Annotated in this window: 8 protein-coding genes, 2 tRNA genes and 3 rRNA genes; 3 read left to right on the top strand and 10 right to left on the bottom strand. The window is 55.1% G+C overall.

Features of this window, described 5'->3' with window-relative positions; genetic code table 11:
* Window positions 1-27: 27 nt before the first annotated feature.
* Entirely contained in the window at window positions 28-861 is an 834-nt protein-coding gene (gene iclR / locus WLO31_RS19650; RefSeq protein ID WP_435928201.1) for a glyoxylate bypass operon transcriptional repressor IclR, read from the top strand.
* Here the strand turns inward: iclR and aceK are convergent.
* The 9 genes from aceK to WLO31_RS19695 all read right to left on the bottom strand — a co-directional run bounded on the left by aceK (window position 858) and on the right by WLO31_RS19695 (window position 12,344).
* On the bottom strand, window positions 858-2,600 hold the full coding sequence (gene aceK, locus WLO31_RS19655) for a bifunctional isocitrate dehydrogenase kinase/phosphatase (protein WP_435928202.1): 1,743 nt from the start codon (window positions 2,598-2,600) through the stop codon (window positions 858-860). The genes iclR and aceK overlap by 4 nt on opposite strands.
* A 78-nt stretch (window positions 2,601-2,678) precedes the next feature.
* Window positions 2,679-3,989 (bottom strand): isocitrate lyase, encoded by a 1,311-nt coding sequence (gene aceA / locus WLO31_RS19660; RefSeq protein WP_435928203.1) that lies wholly within the window; start codon window positions 3,987-3,989, stop codon window positions 2,679-2,681.
* A 27-nt stretch (window positions 3,990-4,016) separates the two neighbouring features.
* Entirely contained in the window at window positions 4,017-5,615 is a 1,599-nt protein-coding gene (gene aceB, locus WLO31_RS19665; RefSeq protein WP_435928204.1) for a malate synthase A, read from the bottom strand.
* Window positions 5,616-5,870: 255 nt separating this feature from the next.
* Entirely contained in the window at window positions 5,871-6,800 is a 930-nt protein-coding gene (metA, locus tag WLO31_RS19670; RefSeq protein ID WP_435928205.1) for a homoserine O-succinyltransferase MetA, read from the bottom strand.
* A 340-nt stretch (window positions 6,801-7,140) separates the two neighbouring features.
* Window positions 7,141-7,256, bottom strand: a 5S ribosomal RNA gene (gene rrf, locus WLO31_RS19675).
* Between the two features lie 106 nt (window positions 7,257-7,362).
* Window positions 7,363-10,270 (bottom strand): 23S ribosomal RNA (locus tag WLO31_RS19680).
* Window positions 10,271-10,465: 195 nt separating this feature from the next.
* A tRNA-Ala gene (locus WLO31_RS19685) sits at window positions 10,466-10,541 on the bottom strand.
* Window positions 10,542-10,656: 115 nt separating this feature from the next.
* Window positions 10,657-10,733: transfer RNA gene (locus tag WLO31_RS19690), tRNA-Ile, on the bottom strand.
* A gap of 68 nt (window positions 10,734-10,801) precedes the next feature.
* Window positions 10,802-12,344 (bottom strand): 16S ribosomal RNA (locus WLO31_RS19695).
* Together the 16S, 23S and 5S rRNA genes with 2 tRNA genes alongside form the textbook arrangement of a ribosomal RNA operon.
* 602 nt (window positions 12,345-12,946) lie before the next feature.
* On the opposite strand from WLO31_RS19695, the gene purH reads away from it, so the two are divergent.
* Both purH and purD read left to right on the top strand, forming a co-directional pair.
* On the top strand, window positions 12,947-14,536 hold the full coding sequence (purH, locus tag WLO31_RS19700) for a bifunctional phosphoribosylaminoimidazolecarboxamide formyltransferase/IMP cyclohydrolase (RefSeq protein WP_435928206.1): 1,590 nt from the start codon (window positions 12,947-12,949) through the stop codon (window positions 14,534-14,536).
* 16 nt (window positions 14,537-14,552) lie between these two features.
* The gene (purD, locus tag WLO31_RS19705) at window positions 14,553-15,845 is read left to right on the top strand and encodes a phosphoribosylamine--glycine ligase (RefSeq protein WP_435928207.1); all 1,293 of its coding nucleotides are present in this window, start codon (window positions 14,553-14,555) and stop codon (window positions 15,843-15,845) included.
* A 47-nt stretch (window positions 15,846-15,892) separates the two neighbouring features.
* Here the strand turns inward: purD and WLO31_RS19710 are convergent, their stop codons facing one another.
* The gene (locus tag WLO31_RS19710; protein ID WP_435928209.1) at window positions 15,893-16,585 is read right to left on the bottom strand and encodes a DUF1481 domain-containing protein; all 693 of its coding nucleotides are present in this window, start codon (window positions 16,583-16,585) and stop codon (window positions 15,893-15,895) included.
* Between the last annotated feature and the right edge of the window lie 4 nt (window positions 16,586-16,589).

Consider the following 16,589-nt stretch of genomic DNA (forward strand, 5'->3'; position numbering starts at 1 on the left):
TCCACGATATGAAAAAAGGAGTCAGCTATGGTCGCAGTCGTTCCCGCCAAACGCGGCAAAAAACCTCGCGCTGCCGCAGCGGCGCCTCCCCAGCCTACCGGGCAGGTCCAGTCGCTGACGCGGGGCCTGAAGCTGCTTGAATGGATTGCCGAATCGCACGGTAGCGTGGCGCTTACCGAGCTTGCTCAGCAGGCCGGCTTACCCAACTCCACCACGCACCGCCTGCTGACCACCATGCAGCAGCTCGGTTTCGTACGCCAGATTGGCGATCTCGGCCACTGGACTATCGGCGCGCACGCGTTTGTCGTGGGCAGCAGCTTCCTGCAGAGCCGCAACCTGCTGGCTATCGTCCACCCGATGCTGCGTAAGTTAATGGAAGATTCCGGCGAGACGGTGAACCTGGCGGTGCTGGACCAGAGCGATCATCAGGCGATTATTATCGACCAGGTGCAGTGCACCCAGCTCATGCGCATGTCCGCCCCGATTGGCGGCAAGCTGCCGATGCACGCTTCCGGCGCCGGCAAGGCCTTTCTGGCGAACCTGAGCGACGATCGGGTGGCAACGCTGCTGCACCGTCAAGGGCTGCATAACTATACGCCCGCTACGCTCACCTCCCCGCTACACCTGAAGGAAGATTTAGCCCACACGCGCAAGCGCGGCTACTCTTTCGACGATGAAGAGCACGCCCTGGGGCTGCGCTGCGTGGCGGCCTGTATCTATGATGAACATCATGAGGCGTTTGCCGCTATCTCTATCTCCGGGCCAATCTCACGCATCACCGACGATCGCGTAACGGAGCTTGGGGCGCTGGTGATTAAAGCGGCGAAAGAGATTACACAGGCCTACGGCGGCGGACGCTAACCCGCCTGCTTTAAATCCGCATAACGCTGGCTGAAGCGCTGGCGTCTGCGGTAAGCGTACACATCCTCCACGTGCCCATTGCGGATACGCTCCTGCAGTGCACGCCAGAAATCAGCCCGAAACAGATCGCCGTGCATTTCATCGAACAGCGGGCGAATGCGCGGATCGGCACAAAGATAGTGGCGAAACTCTTCCGGGAAGACATCGCCCGGCGACACGCTGTACCAGGGCTCGGCGGACATTTCGTCTTCCGGAAAACGCGGCGGAGGGATGTCGCGGAAATTCACTTCGGTCATGTAGCAGATTTCATCGTAATCATAGAAAACCACCCGCCCGTGGCGCGTTACGCCAAAGTTTTTAAACAACATGTCGCCCGGAAAAATATTCGCCGCCGCAAGCTGGCGAATGGCGTTGCCGTATTCTTCCACGGCATCGCGCAGCTGCTGCCCTTCCACGCTTTCCAGCCAGATATTCAGCGGCACCATGCGGCGTTCAATATAAAGATGGCTGATGGCGATGCGGTCGCCAAGATCCGTGAGCTTCTCCGGCACCTCTTCATACAGTAGCGCCAGCAGCGGCGCGCTTATCTGCCTTTTATCCAGCACGAAGTTTTCAAACTCCTGCGTGTCCGCCATGCGTCCGACGCGGTCGTGCTCTTTGACCAGTTGATAGCAGGCACGGACTCGCTCAGCGCTCACTTCTTTTTGCGGCGCAAATTTGTCTTTGATGATTTTAAAGACCCTGTCGAAGCCGGGCAGCGTAAACACCAGCATCACCATGCCCCGTATGCCGGGCGCTTCGATAAACTGTTCATCCGTTGCGGCGATGTAAGTCAGATATTCGCGGTAGCTTTCTGTTTTCCCGTGCTTCTGGCAGCCGATAGCCATGTAAAGCTCGGCGGTAGTTTTGCCCGGCAGCAGTTCGCGTAGCCATTCCACAAGGGCGGCCGGGAGCGGCGCATAAACCATAAAATATGAGCGGGCGAAGCCAAAAACGATGCTCGCCTCCGCGCTGTCGGTGAGGCAGGTATCGACCACAAGCTGCCCGTCATCGGTACGATGTATCGGCAATAAGAACGGGACTTTCCCGCTCGGCAGGGCAAGTTTGCCCACCAGCCAGGCCGCTTTGTTGCGATAGAAAAGTTCGTTAGCCACTTCCAGGCTCGCACTACATAGCGCATCAACCCCGAAAGTTTCGTTGAGATGAGCGGCAATATAGCCGGCATCGCGCGTTAAATTTTGCCACGGCAAGCGTAGCGGCAGATCGCCAAGCATTGAGACCAGCAGCAGCTGCCAGCCCTGCGCGGGGAAAAATAATTTAGATAAAGGCCGCGGGATGGTGCGAAACCGCCCTTCCGCCTGCGAACTGAAGATAAAAAGCCGCTCGGGAGTCAGCGAGCGGTGGTCAAATAACCGGCAGTAGACGGAGTTAAAAAAACTCTCCGCAATTTCAAAGCGAGGGTAATCCGGCAATAAACTGGTGTACTGCTCCTTCACGCGCAGTAAAAACGCCGCGTCAGTGCTCTCTGTGCCAGTAATGCAACGAAGCTGCTCAACGACCAGGCCAACGTGATGATCGTAGAGGTGGATACGGCTTTTCATCGCCCGCTGCACCGCGTGCCAGTCAGCCTGCTCAAAGCGCTGCTGGGCGCCTGCGGTGATCTCCAGAAAACGGCCATACTGCGCGTCAAAACCTTGCAGTATGGTGTGTGCGACTAACAGCTCCTGCCTGGACGTCATGGCTAACCCCGCGTCAACGTTGGAACGTAGCTTGCGGCGCGGATGGCGCGCCGCTTATCCGCCCTGCAATTATTTCTGTCAGAACTGATCTTCTTCCGTCGATCCTGTCAGCGCGGTCACCGAAGAAGCGCCGCCCTGAATAATCGTCGTCACGCGGTCAAAGTAACCGGTGCCCACTTCCTGCTGATGGGATACGAAGGTGTAGCCTTCCGGCGCCGCCGCGAATTCCGGCTGCTGCACTTTTTCCACGTAATGCTTCATGCCTTCGCCCTGCGCGTAGGAATGGGCCAGATCGAACATGTTGAACCACATGCTGTGGATGCCCGCGAGCGTGATGAACTGATATTTGTAGCCCATCGCGGACAGCTCTTGCTGGAACGACGCAATGGTTTTGTCGTCGAGATTTTTCTTCCAGTTAAAAGAGGGGGAGCAGTTATAGGCCAGCAGCTTGCCCGGGAAGCGGGCATGAATCGCCTCGGCGAAGCGACGCGCCTGATCGAGATCCGGTTTTGAGGTTTCACACCACACCAAATCAGCATAGGGCGCGTAGGCAAGGCCCCGGCTGATAGCCTGCTCAACGCCTGCGCGGGTGCGGTAGAACCCTTCCTGCGTGCGTTCGCCGGTAATAAACTCGCGGTCATACTCGTCGCAATCGGATGTAATCAAATCCGCCGCCTCTGCGTCGGTGCGTGCAATCAGCAAAGTTGGCACGCCCATAACATCCGCCGCCAGGCGCGCAGCAACCAGCTTTTGAATCGCTTCCTGAGTAGGCACCAGCACTTTGCCGCCCATATGGCCGCATTTCTTCACGGACGCGAGCTGGTCTTCAAAGTGCACGGCCGCCGCTCCCGCCTGAATCATGGATTTCATCAGCTCAAACGCGTTCAGCACGCCGCCAAAGCCGGCTTCTGCATCGGCGACGATCGGCAGGAAATAGTCGACATAACGCGGATCGCCCGGCTCGATATTCGACGCCCACTGGATCTGATCCGCGCGGCGGAAAGTGTTGTTGATCCGATCGACCACGGCAGGAACGGAGTTCGCCGGGTAGAGTGATTGATCCGGATACATGCTGGAGGCCAGGTTCGCATCCGCCGCGACCTGCCAGCCCGAAAGATAAATCGCCTCAATGCCCGCTTTCGCCTGCTGCAGCGCCTGCCCGCCGGTCAGCGCGCCGAGGCTGTTGATGTAACCTTTTTTAGCTTCGCCGTGCAGCAATCGCCACATTTTTGCCGCGCCGTTTTGCGCCAGCGTACATTCCGGGTTCACCGAGCCGCGCAGCTTCACGACATCTTCTGCGCTATAGGGACGCCTGATGCCTTCCCAGCGCGGTTGAGCCCAGTCCTGTTGTAATTGTTCAGCCTGTTGGGTACGGGAGGTATTTTTCATGGCAGATGCTCCTTTTATAGGTAGGGTTCAGGCAAGCAGGCGGTAGCCCGGCAGCGTCAGGAAGTCGATAAGCGTCTCAGATGTGGTTATCTGCTCCATCAGGCGTGCGGCTTCGTCAAAGCGCCCCTGGCTGAAACGGCGATCGCCAAGCTCTTGCTGGATAACGAGCATTTCTTCGGCGAGCATCTGGCGGAACAACGCTTTGGTGACCGTCTGACCGTTGCTCAGCGATTTTTCATGGTGTATCCACTGCCAGATAGAGGTGCGGGAGATTTCCGCCGTCGCGGCGTCTTCCATCAGACCGTAAATCGGCACGCATCCGTTGCCAGAGATCCACGCTTCGATGTACTGCACCGCCACGCGGATATTGGCGCGCATGCCCGCTTCGGTGCGCTCGCCCGGACATGGCTCAAGCAACTGCGCGGCGGTAGCTGGCGCATCCTCTTCACGCAGAACGGAAAGCTGGTTGCGTCTGTCGCCCAGGGCTTTATCAAAGATGTTCATTACCGCGTCGGCCAGTCCCGGATGGGCAATCCAGGTTCCGTCGTGGCCGTTGTTCGCCTCCATCTGTTTGTCCGCCCTGACCTTATTGAGCACCCAGTCGTTACGTTCGCTCTCTTTGCTGGGGATAAACGCCGCCATGCCGCCCATCGCAAATGCGCCGCGACGATGGCAGGTTTTGATCAACAAGCGCGAATACGCGTTGAGGAAAGGTTTATCCATGGTGACGGACTGGCGATCCGGCAGGATGCGATCCGGATGATTCTTCAGAGTTTTGATATAGCTGAAGATGTAGTCCCAGCGGCCACAGTTCAGGCCAACAATATGGTCGCGCAGCGCGTGCAGGATCTCATCCATCTGGAATACGGCTGGCAAAGTTTCAATCAGCAAGGTGGCTTTGATGGTGCCGCGCGGCAGGGAGAAACGATCTTCGGTAAAGCTGAACACGTCGCTCCACCAGGCTGCTTCCTGCCAGGACTGCGTTTTGGGCAGGTAGAAATAAGGGCCGCTCCCTTTTGCCAGCAGGGCGTCCACGTTATGGAAGAAGTAGAGGGCGAAATCAAACAGGCTGCCGGGAACTGGCTCATCACGCCATGTCACGTGTTTTTCCGGCAAATGCAGGCCGCGGACGCGGCAGATTAAGACCGCAGGATCCGGTTTCAACTGGTAGATTTTCCCGGCTTCATTGGTCCAGCTTATGGTGCCGTTGACGGCATCGCGCAGATTGATTTGACCGTCGATGACTTTACTCCAGCCCGGCGCAAGCGAATCCTCGAAATCGGCCATAAAAATTTTCACGTTGGCATTCAGGGCGTTGATAACCATCTTTCGCTCAACGGGACCGGTTATCTCAACGCGGCGATCGAGCAGGTCGTCAGGGATGCCGCGAATCGTCCATTCGCTTTCACGAATGGAAGCTGTTTCCGAAATAAAATCCGGCAATTCGCCAGCATCGATCGCGGCCTGCTGAGCGGCGCGTGCCGCCAGGAGCCTGTTGCGCTGCGGTGTAAAATGGGTAACGAGATCGCTGAGAAACTCTACCGCATCCGGCGTCAGGATCTGCTGCTCTTGCTCCCCAAAAGGCTGGCTGAAAGCCAGCTCTGCGCTAACTGTCTGTTGTGTCATTGGATCATTCCCCTTCGTTTTATCCCGTCGATGCTGTAAAAGCGACCCATCCGGCTGTGCAGATTTCATGCAACAGAATTAAGACTACTTGATGATTTTCTAAAATCAAAAACTATTTCCATTTTAATAAAATAATTTATTTATATTATTGATTAATAAAAGAATAAAAACATTTAAAAAGGGGAAGAGGTTTTCAGGCAATAAAAAAGCGCCCGAAGGCGCCTGATTTTCAGTGGGAATGGGAAGCTGAAACGCTTAATCGAGCGTTGGGTTCATATGGCGTAGATCGAACGGCGTGATCTGGTAAACGTAATAGTTCAGCCAGTTGGTGAAGAGTAAATTTCCGTGGCTGCGCCATGTGGCACGCGGCTTCTGTTGCGGATCGTTATTCGGGAAATAGTTATAAGGCACGTCAGGATTAAGCCCTGCTTCGACGTCACGGAAATATTCGCCGGAAAGCGTATGCGCGTCGTATTCCGGATGGCCGGTAACAAAAGCGATGCGCTTGTCTTTGCTGCCAAACAGATAAGCATCTCCTCCTTCTGACTCGGCCAGAATCTCCAGATCGGTATAATCGCGAATCAGTGAAGCAGGGAAATCAGCGTAGCGGGAGTGCGGCGCCAGGAAAGAATCGTCAAAGCCACGGGTCAACAAAGCGTGCGGGTAAGTCAGATGATGTTCATAAACGCCGGAAAGCTTCTCCTGCCGCGTCTGTTTAGGAATGCCGTAGAGGATATTCAGCGCCGCCTGAACGGCCCAGCAGACGAACAGCGTTGAGGTGACGTGATCTTTCGCCCAGTGCAGCACCTGTTCAATCTGCGGCCAGTAAGCGACATCGTTAAATTCAACCAGACCCAGCGGGGCGCCGGTGACGATCAGGCCGTCAAAATTTTCGTGCTGTATCTCTTCAAAATTGCAGTAGAAATTATTGAGATGTTCAGCCGGGGTATTACGGGATTCCCGGCAGTCAATGCGCAGCAACTGGACATCTACCTGCAAAGGAGAGTTAGAAAGCAGACGCAAAAACTGGTTTTCCGTCTCAATTTTTTTCGGCATCAGATTAAGTATGAGTACTTTTAGCGGACGAATCTCCTGGTTGCTTGCGCGTGATGATGTCATGACAAAGACATTTTCTTCACGCAGGAAATTGACGGCTGGTAACTCATCCTGCACCCGAATCGGCATAACCTTATATCCTCACAGCATACGTTTAAACGTTTAGACATCCAGACAGCTGAAGATAACGCGACGATTGTCAAATGTCGAGTATTCATAAGATAGTTGAAAATGTTTCACTTAAGGGCGGCGGCTGAAGACAGGGAAATATAGTGCAGTAACGGAGGGAAAATAGAATTTTATAATGTAGCGCTCAGGCTAAAAGTAGACGACAAAAAGGCCGCCCTGTTGCCCGGCCGGTGATCAACCTCGTTCGCCCCGGAAGCAGTTGCCTCGCAAGCTTGTATGCCGTAAACCGCAGACGACAAAAAGCCCCGCACTCATGTGCGGGGCTTTCTGCTGATTCGGAGCCTGGCAGTTCCCTACTCTCGCATGGGGAGACCCCACACTACCATCGGCGCTACGGCGTTTCACTTCTGAGTTCGGCATGGGGTCAGGTGGGACCACCGCGCTGTTGCCGCCAGGCATATTCTGTACCGCTGACCGTCACCTTAAACACGTGACCACCGGCGTCAATCCTGAACATCGCTGAAAATTAAATCGTCTCTCACCAAAACACCTTCGGTGTTGTAAGGTTAAGCCTCACGGATCATTAGTACTGGTTAGCTCAATGCATCGCTGCACTTACACACCCAGCCTATCAACGTCGTCGTCTTCAACGTTCCTTCAGGACCCTTGAAGGGTCAGGGAGAATTCATCTCGGGGCAAGTTTCGCGCTTAGATGCTTTCAGCGCTTATCTCTTCCGCATTTAGCTACCGGGCAGTGCCATTGGCATGACAACCCGAACACCAGTGATGCGTCCACTCCGGTCCTCTCGTACTAGGAGCAGCCCCCCTCAATTCTCCAGCGCCCACGGCAGATAGGGACCGAACTGTCTCACGACGTTCTAAACCCAGCTCGCGTACCACTTTAAATGGCGAACAGCCATACCCTTGGGACCTACTTCAGCCCCAGGATGTGATGAGCCGACATCGAGGTGCCAAACACCGCCGTCGATATGAACTCTTGGGCGGTATCAGCCTGTTATCCCCGGAGTACCTTTTATCCGTTGAGCGATGGCCCTTCCATGCAGAACCACCGGATCACTAAGACCTGCTTTCGCACCTGCTCGAGCCGTCACTCTCGCAGTCAAGCCAGCTTATGCCTTTGCACTAACCTCACGATGTCCGACCGTGATTAGCTGACCTTCGTGCTCCTCCGTTACGCTTTAGGAGGAGACCGCCCCAGTCAAACTACCCACCAGACACTGTCCGCAACCCGGGTAACGGGTCCACGTTAGAACACCAGCCATTAAAGGGTGGTATTTCAAGGATGGCTCCACGCAGACTGGCGTCCGCGCTTCAAAGCCTCCCACCTATCCTGCACATCAAGGACCAGTGTTCAGTGTCAAGCTGTAGTAAAGGTTCACGGGGTCTTTCCGTCTTGCCGCGGGTACACTGCATCTTCACAGCGATTTCAATTTCACTGAGTCTCGGGTGGAGACAGCCTGGCCATCATTACGCCATTCGTGCAGGTCGGAACTTACCCGACAAGGAATTTCGCTACCTTAGGACCGTTATAGTTACGGCCGCCGTTTACCGGGGCTTCGATCAGGAGCTTCAGCTTGCGCTTAACCCCATCAATTAACCTTCCGGCACCGGGCAGGCGTCACACCGTATACGTCCACTTTCGTGTTTGCACAGTGCTGTGTTTTTAATAAACAGTTGCAGCCAGCTGGTATCTTCGACTGGCTTCAGCTCCACGGGTAAACCGCTTCACCTACGCGCCAGCGTGCCTTCTCCCGAAGTTACGGCACCATTTTGCCTAGTTCCTTCACCCGAGTTCTCTCAAGCGCCTTGGTATTCTCTACCTGACCACCTGTGTCGGTTTGGGGTACGATTCTGTGTCACCTGGAGCTTAGAGGCTTTTCCTGGAAGTGTGGCATTTGTCACTTCAGCACCGTGGTGCCTCGTCATCACGCCTCAGTGTTAAAGAAGACCGGATTTGCCTGGTCCTCACACCTTCACGCTTAAACCGGGACAACCGTCGCCCGGCCAACATAGCCTTCTCCGTCCCCCCTTCGCAGTGACACCGAGTACAGGAATATTAACCTGTTTCCCATCGACTACGCCTTTCGGCCTCGCCTTAGGGGTCGACTCACCCTGCCCCGATTAACGTTGGACAGGAACCCTTGGTCTTCCGGCGAGCGGGCTTTTCACCCGCTTTATCGTTACTTATGTCAGCATTCGCACTTCTGATACCTCCAGCAGCCCTCACAGGCCACCTTCAACGGCTTACAGAACGCTCCCCTACCCAACAACGCCTGAGCGTCGCTGCCGCAGCTTCGGTGCATGGTTTAGCCCCGTTACATCTTCCGCGCAGGCCGACTCGACCAGTGAGCTATTACGCTTTCTTTAAATGATGGCTGCTTCTAAGCCAACATCCTGGCTGTCTGTGCCTTCCCACATCGTTTCCCACTTAATCATGACTTTGGGACCTTAGCTGGCGGTCTGGGTTGTTTCCCTCTTCACGACGGACGTTAGCACCCGCCGTGTGTCTCCCGTGATAACATTCTCCGGTATTCGCAGTTTGCATCGGGTTGGTAAGCCGGGATGGCCCCCTAGCCGAAACAGTGCTCTACCCCCGGAGATGAATTCACGAGGCGCTACCTAAATAGCTTTCGGGGAGAACCAGCTATCTCCCGGTTTGATTGGCCTTTCACCCCCAGCCACAGGTCATCCGCTAATTTTTCAACATTAGTCGGTTCGGTCCTCCAGTTAGTGTTACCCAACCTTCAACCTGCCCATGGCTAGATCACCGGGTTTCGGGTCTATACCCTGCAACTTAACGCCCAGTTAAGACTCGGTTTCCCTGCGGCTCCCCTATACGGTTAACCTTGCTACAGAATATAAGTCGCTGACCCATTATACAAAAGGTACGCAGTCACCCCATAAAAGAGGCTCCCACTGCTTGTACGTACACGGTTTCAGGTTCTGTTTCACTCCCCTCGCCGGGGTTCTTTTCGCCTTTCCCTCACGGTACTGGTTCACTATCGGTCAGTCAGGAGTATTTAGCCTTGGAGGATGGTCCCCCCATATTCAGACAGGATACCACGTGTCCCGCCCTACTCGTCGAACTCACAGTAAGTGTGTCTTTGTGTACGGGAGTATCACCCTGTACCCTGCGCTTTTCCAGACGCTTCCACTGACACACAGACTGATGCTGGTTCTGGGCTGTTCCCCGTTCGCTCGCCGCTACTGGGGGAATCTCGGTTGATTTCTTTTCCTCGGGGTACTTAGATGTTTCAGTTCCCCCGGTTCGCTTCGTTAAGCTATGTATTCACTTAACGATAGTGCAACGGATTGCACTGGGTTTCCCCATTCGGAAATCGCCGGGTATAACGGTTCATATCACCTTACCGGCGCTTATCGCAGATTAGCACGTCCTTCATCGCCTCTGACTGCCAGGGCATCCACCGTGTACGCTTGGTCGCTTAACCTCACAACCCGAAGATGTTTCGCTTCAGGTGATGAAAAGTTGAGAGACTTGGACATATCGTATTCTCATTCTTTATTACGGAAGAATGAGACGACATGTCATTTCAATTTTCAGCTTGTTCCGGATTTTTAAAGAGCAAATATCTCAAACGTGATTCCTGAGAATCAGTTTTGAGATATGACCGAGCATTAAATGATGGTGGAGCTAAGCGGGATCGAACCGCTGACCTCCTGCGTGCAAGGCAGGCGCTCTCCCAGCTGAGCTATAGCCCCATCGATTTCGTAAAACCTTATTGATTCACCATCAGTTCGTTGCCAGACAAGGCGCAGCGCCATGAAGCATACTTAAGTATGTGAGTGGCGCTGTAACGCAGGATAGCGACGAATCTGGTAGGCCTGAGTGGACTTGAACCACCGACCTCACCCTTATCAGGGGTGCGCTCTAACCACCTGAGCTACAAGCCTATAAGGTTTTACTGCTCGTTTTCTATCAGACAATCTGTGTGGACACTGCGCGGAACGTATCTTTCAGGTAAGGAGGTGATCCAACCGCAGGTTCCCCTACGGTTACCTTGTTACGACTTCACCCCAGTCATGAATCACAAAGTGGTAAGCGCCCTCCCGGAGGTTAAGCTACCTACTTCTTTTGCAACCCACTCCCATGGTGTGACGGGCGGTGTGTACAAGGCCCGGGAACGTATTCACCGTGGCATTCTGATCCACGATTACTAGCGATTCCGACTTCACGGAGTCGAGTTGCAGACTCCGATCCGGACTACGACGCACTTTATGAGGTCCGCTTGCTCTCGCGAGGTCGCTTCTCTTTGTATGCGCCATTGTAGCACGTGTGTAGCCCTACTCGTAAGGGCCATGATGACTTGACGTCATCCCCACCTTCCTCCAGTTTATCACTGGCAGTCTCCTTTGAGTTCCCGACATTACTCGCTGGCAACAAAGGATAAGGGTTGCGCTCGTTGCGGGACTTAACCCAACATTTCACAACACGAGCTGACGACAGCCATGCAGCACCTGTCTCAGAGTTCCCGAAGGCACCAAGCCATCTCTGGCAAGTTCTCTGGATGTCAAGAGTAGGTAAGGTTCTTCGCGTTGCATCGAATTAAACCACATGCTCCACCGCTTGTGCGGGCCCCCGTCAATTCATTTGAGTTTTAACCTTGCGGCCGTACTCCCCAGGCGGTCGACTTAACGCGTTAGCTCCGGAAGCCACGCCTCAAGGGCACAACCTCCAAGTCGACATCGTTTACGGCGTGGACTACCAGGGTATCTAATCCTGTTTGCTCCCCACGCTTTCGCACCTGAGCGTCAGTCTTTGTCCAGGGGGCCGCCTTCGCCACCGGTATTCCTCCAGATCTCTACGCATTTCACCGCTACACCTGGAATTCTACCCCCCTCTACAAGACTCTAGCCTGCCAGTTTCGGATGCAGTTCCCGGGTTGAGCCCGGGGATTTCACATCCGACTTGACAGACCGCCTGCGTGCGCTTTACGCCCAGTAATTCCGATTAACGCTTGCACCCTCCGTATTACCGCGGCTGCTGGCACGGAGTTAGCCGGTGCTTCTTCTGCGGGTAACGTCAATCGGCGCGGTTATTAACCGCACCGCCTTCCTCCCCGCTGAAAGTACTTTACAACCCGAAGGCCTTCTTCATACACGCGGCATGGCTGCATCAGGCTTGCGCCCATTGTGCAATATTCCCCACTGCTGCCTCCCGTAGGAGTCTGGACCGTGTCTCAGTTCCAGTGTGGCTGGTCATCCTCTCAGACCAGCTAGGGATCGTCGCTTTGGTGAGCCGTTACCTCACCAACTGGCTAATCCCATCTGGGCACATCTGATGGCAAGAGGCCCGAAGGTCCCCCTCTTTGGTCTTGCGACGTTATGCGGTATTAGCCACCGTTTCCAGTGGTTATCCCCCGCCATCAGGCAGTTTCCCAGACATTACTCACCCGTCCGCCGCTCGCCGGCAAAGTAGCAAGCTACTTTCCGCTGCCGCTCGACTTGCATGTGTTAGGCCTGCCGCCAGCGTTCAATCTGAGCCATGATCAAACTCTTCAATTAAAAGCTTGATTTGCTTCAACCAGTGAAGCGGTGCTCAAAGATTACATTCACATAATTCATAATGAATTACTGTCTGGTCACTTTAAGGCTTGATATTTTTTTGCATCCGCAGATGCTGAGATATCAATCCTGCGAGTGCCCACACAGATTGTCTGATAAATTGTTAAAGAGCGGTGCAACGAGCGGCTGAGCCTGCTGTTGCGAGGTGGCGTATATTACGCTTTCCTCTTTCAGAGTCAACCCTCAGTTTCAGGATTTTTTAACTCTCATCGCCGCCGTTACTCTGTGAAGTTGTTCACATGTTCCGTGTCGATGGAGGCGCATTATAGGGAGTTCTCTTCAGGCTGCAATACTAAATTTGCACTAATTTGACTGACTGCTGCAATCCCCAGCAAAAGCCCGCCTTATACCAGGTTGTGCACAAACTTATCCACAATTGTGATTTGAGCTGAAATTTCGCGAGCGCGACGCAAACGTTTTCGCTACAATACGCCGCGATAAAAGGACACCCCGTTTTGGGGCGTTAGCTGAGTTTTACCCATAAAAAACGAGAATTCAGCTAACGCTCTTCTATATGCGAACCAAAGCTAAGGGATCAAACCATGCAACAACGTCGTCCTGTACGCCGCGCTCTGCTCAGTGTTTCTGACAAAGCCGGCATCGTCGAATTCGCCCGGGCCCTCTCCCAACGTGGTGTGGAACTGCTCTCCACAGGCGGAACCGCCCGTCTGCTGGCTGACGCTGGCCTGCCGGTGACCGAAGTCTCTGACTATACCGGTTTCCCGGAGATGATGGATGGACGCGTCAAAACCCTGCATCCGAAAGTCCACGGCGGCATTCTGGGCCGTCGTGACCAGGATGATGCCATCATGGCAGAACATGCTATCTCCCCAATCGATATGGTTGTCGTCAACCTTTACCCATTCGCACAGACCGTAGCCCGCGAAGGCTGCTCTCTGGAAGACGCGGTTGAGAATATCGATATCGGCGGTCCGACTATGGTGCGCTCCGCCGCGAAGAACCACAAAGACGTGGCGATTGTCGTTAAGAGCAGCGACTACCAGGCAATTATTGCCGAGCTGGATGCTAACGAAGGTTCCCTCACTTTAGAAACCCGCTTCGATCTGGCTATTAAAGCTTTCGAACATACCGCCGCCTACGACAGCACGATCGCCAACTACTTCGGTAGCCTGGTTCCTGCTTATCATGGCGAAAGCAAGGAACCTGCCGGCCGCTTCCCGCGCACGCTGAATCTTAATTTCATTAAGAAGCAGGATATGCGCTACGGCGAGAACAGCCACCAGCAGGCCGCCTTCTATATAGAAGAAGAGATTCAGGAAGCCTCCGTAGCCACCGCCAACCAGGTTCAGGGCAAAGCGCTTTCCTATAACAACATCGCCGATACCGACGCCGCGCTGGAATGCGTGAAAGAATTCAGCGAGCCTGCATGCGTCATCGTGAAGCACGCCAACCCATGCGGCGTGGCAGTTAGCGACTCCCTGCTGGATGCTTACGACCGCGCGTACAAAACCGACCCAACCTCCGCATTCGGCGGCATCATCGCGTTTAACCGCGAGCTGGATGCACAGACCGCGCAGGCTATTATCTCCCGCCAGTTCGTAGAAGTGATTATCGCCCCTTCCGCGAGCGAAGAAGCGCTGAAGATTACCGCTGCGAAACAAAACGTACGCGTTCTGACCTGCGGCCAGTGGCAGCAACGTGTTCCGGGCCTGGATTTCAAACGCGTGAACGGCGGACTGCTGGTGCAGGATCGAGATTTGGGCATGGTTACCGCAGCGGACCTGCGCGTAGTCAGCAAGCGCCAGCCAACCGAGCAGGAGCTGCGTGACGCGCTGTTCTGCTGGAAGGTTGCTAAGTTCGTTAAGTCCAACGCTATCGTTTATGCCCGTGAGAATATGACCATTGGCATAGGCGCCGGCCAGATGAGCCGAGTTTATTCCGCAAAAATTGCCGGTATCAAAGCGGGGGATGAAGGGCTTGAAGTGAAAGGCTCCGCCATGGCATCCGATGCCTTCTTCCCGTTCCGCGACGGTATTGATGCCGCAGCCGCCGTTGGCGTGAGCTGCGTGATCCAGCCGGGCGGATCGATCCGCGATGAAGAGGTGATCGCCGCAGCCGACGAGCACGGGATCGCAATGATCTTTACCGACATGCGTCACTTCCGCCATTAATCCGGAGCCTTAACGAATGAAAATTTTAGTGATTGGTAACGGCGGGCGCGAACACGCGCTGGCCTGGAAGGCATCGCAGTCGCCGCTGGTACGAACCGTGTTTGTCGCACCGGGCAATGCGGGTACGGCTCTGGAGCCTGCGCTGCAAAATGTAGCGATTAATCCAACCGATATTCCGGCGCTGCTCAGCTTTGCCCAGGCTGAAAAAATCGATCTGACGATTGTTGGCCCTGAAGCGCCGCTCGTTATCGGCGTGGTGGATGCGTTCCGCGCAGCCGGCCTGAAAATCTTTGGCCCAACGCAGGGAGCCGCGCAGTTAGAAGGCTCTAAAGCCTTTACTAAGGATTTCCTGGCTCGCCACAAAATCCCTACTGCCGAATATCAGAATTTCACCGAAGTGGAACCGGCGCTGGCCTACATCCGCGAAAAAGGCGCGCCTATTGTTATCAAGGCCGACGGACTTGCCGCGGGCAAAGGCGTGATCGTGGCGATGACGCTGGCAGAAGCCGAAGCTGCCGTTAACGATATGTTGGCAGGCAACGCCTTTGGCGATGCCGGGCACCGTATCGTGGTGGAAGAGTTTCTCGACGGCGAAGAAGCCAGCTTTATTGTCATGGTCGACGGTGAGAATGTGCTGCCGATGGCAACCAGCCAGGATCACAAACGCGTAGGCGATGGCGATACTGGCCCAAACACTGGCGGCATGGGCGCTTACTCCCCTGCTCCGGTGGTCACCGATGAAGTTCACCAGCGCGCAATGGATCTGGTTATCTGGCCAACCGTTCGCGGTATGGCGGCGGAAGGTAATACCTATACCGGTTTTCTGTATGCGGGCCTGATGATCGATAAGCAGGGCAACCCTAAAGTTATCGAGTTTAACTGCCGCTTCGGCGACCCGGAAACGCAGCCTATCATGCTGCGCCTGCAGTCCGATCTGGTTGAACTGTGCCTTGCAGCCTGCGAGGGTAAACTCGACGAGACAACGTCAAAGTGGGATGAGCGTCCTGCTCTGGGCATTGTCATGGCAGCCGGCGGTTATCCGGCAGAGTACCGCACCGGTGATGTGATCCACGGCCTGCCGCTCGAAGAAGTGGCCGATGGCAAAGTTTTCCACGCCGGAACCAGACTGCGTGAAGACGATATGGTCACCACCAGCGGCGGCCGCGTGCTGTGCGTGACGGCGCTTGGCGATACCGTAGCGCAGGCTCAGAAGCGCGCTTACGAGCTGATGAAGGATATCCACTGGGACGGCAGCTTTAGTCGCTCAGATATCGGCTATCGCGCCATTGAGCGTGAAAACGAGAAGTAACAGCGTAATGCATTATCTGAACCGCCCGCGTGGCGGTTTTTTTATGCTCAGAAGTCGGCGGGTTTCGGCTGCCAGGAGCAGAAGTCCTCGTTCGCCACCAGCAAAAGCTGTGACCCATCCGGCGCTTCCAGCCAGGCAATGCTGACCTCCAGCGACGAATGGCTCTGGCGACGCGCGATATGGCTCAGGGATGGATTGTCCAGCTGCGGACTGAAGGTTTCTCCTTCACAGGTCGTTACCGTTCCATCGCGATGCCAGCGCCCCTGCCGCAATACCACTTTCCCGATCCGCAGCGCTTCACTGGTCGCTTTTGTCCGGGAAGCCTGATACTGGTACAGCGCTATCTGTTCTCTGGAGAGCTGCTGTTTCTGGCCGCTCACTTCGCGCTGCATAAAGCTCAGCTCGCCGCGATCGTCAAAACGCACTTTACTGTGTTCGGGCTGCTTGCCCTGGATGCTCTGCTCGATAAAGACCAGGCTATCGCCCTGCCAGCGGTATTCGTTCGTTGTGGTGGCGCCGTTTCCGTACGGGCTAAACGCTGTCAGCATATGTACCGAACCGTCGCTGTTATCTTTACGCCAGATGCGCACCACGCCCCGATCGGCTACATAGCCGCTGGCGGTAAACGGAGGGAGAGGATGACTGTTACACGCCGTGAGCAGCAGCGCGCCCGTTAACGCCGCCAGCGGACGCCAGACAGACAAAAGGGGCGAAACCGCCCCTCTGCTAAAACTGTTCACCGAC

Source organism: Dryocola sharpae (assembly GCF_051307055.1).
Taxonomy (GTDB): domain Bacteria; phylum Pseudomonadota; class Gammaproteobacteria; order Enterobacterales; family Enterobacteriaceae; genus Dryocola.

Excerpts from the sequence above, each read along its gene's own strand:
- iclR (WP_435928201.1), top strand. The coding sequence starts at position 28 with ATGGTCGCAGTCGTTCCCGCCAAACGCGGCAAAAAACCTCGCGCTGCC.
- aceK (WP_435928202.1), bottom strand. The coding sequence starts at position 2,600 with ATGACGTCCAGGCAGGAGCTGTTAGTCGCACACACCATACTGCAAGGT.
- purH (WP_435928206.1), top strand. The coding sequence starts at position 12,947 with ATGCAACAACGTCGTCCTGTACGCCGCGCTCTGCTCAGTGTTTCTGAC.
- metA (WP_435928205.1), bottom strand. The coding sequence starts at position 6,800 with ATGCCGATTCGGGTGCAGGATGAGTTACCAGCCGTCAATTTCCTGCGT.
- aceA (WP_435928203.1), bottom strand. The coding sequence starts at position 3,989 with ATGAAAAATACCTCCCGTACCCAACAGGCTGAACAATTACAACAGGAC.
- purD (WP_435928207.1), top strand. The coding sequence starts at position 14,553 with ATGAAAATTTTAGTGATTGGTAACGGCGGGCGCGAACACGCGCTGGCC.
- aceB (WP_435928204.1), bottom strand. The coding sequence starts at position 5,615 with ATGACACAACAGACAGTTAGCGCAGAGCTGGCTTTCAGCCAGCCTTTT.